Source organism: Methanoculleus sp. MH98A (assembly GCF_000691865.1).
In the GTDB taxonomy this organism is placed as follows: domain Archaea; phylum Halobacteriota; class Methanomicrobia; order Methanomicrobiales; family Methanoculleaceae; genus Methanoculleus.
Genome location: NZ_JMIO01000142.1, coordinates 1 through 911 on the forward strand (window position 1 = coordinate 1; position 911 = coordinate 911).

General features: G+C 52.8%; 1 protein-coding gene. It reads right to left on the reverse strand.

Features of this window, described 5'->3' with window-relative positions; all coding sequences use genetic code 11:
• Positions 1-2: 2 nt before the first annotated feature.
• Positions 3-911: Fic family protein (locus EI28_RS12130; RefSeq protein ID WP_155937421.1), on the reverse strand; the 909-nt coding region annotated here is incomplete at its 5' end.

A 911-nucleotide genomic window follows, 5' to 3' on the forward strand; every position in this document is an offset into this window, starting at 1 on the left:
CATCAGACCTTTTTCTTCAGTTCAACAAACTGCCGGACGAGCCTGGCGTTTTCCTCCCGGATTCTGCTGTTTCCGTCGGAAAGTTTCTGCCTGACCTCTTCTGCGATACGCCCGTGCTGTTCCCTATAGATGGTATACAGCGTCTCGATGATCGGGGCATAGTCCCCGTCATCCGCTTTTGCGAGCGCGTTCAGGTAGGCCGACCGGTGTTCCAACCCCAGGTAGAGCGTCGGATAACCGGATCGCTCCAGGATCAGATTCATCAACGCCCGTCCAACCCGTCCGTTTCCATCGACGAACGGATGGATCATCTCAAATTTTGTGTGGAATAGTACGGCGAGTTCGAATGGATTCAGGTGCCGTTTATTCTGCCGGTACCACCCGATGAGAGCACGCATCTCCTCAGGGACGAGGATCGCGGGAGGGGGTTCATAGTCCACCTGCTCGATGCCCACCTGGATGTTCCGATAGTCTCCCGGGTTCCGGAGGACCTCATTCATCAGTATTTCGTGGATCTTCCTGATGAGCTTCTCCGTTATATCCCCGGAATACTCTTCGAGGTATCTTCGGAGGTTGATGAAATTGAGGATCTCATACACCTCATCCATCTTCTTTCCGGCCGGAGAGATGTTATGCTCCAGGAGTTCCTGCGCTTCCCGGAGACTGATGGTATTTCCCTCGATCTCCGTCGTGCCCTGGACATATCTGAGATACATTGCGTCCATGTACCGCTCGCTCTCATCAGGGTAGAGTTCCTTGAAAAGTCCGTAGAAGTAACGAAGAGTTTCGAGATCGACGGCCCGGGTTCTGTCGAGGGCCGTGAAGGAGTAATGCTCCAGCCGGTAATCGAGGTATGTTGTTAACCTTAGATTATGGAGTTCAGACAGTTTTGATAAAACGTCCTCTCTGGC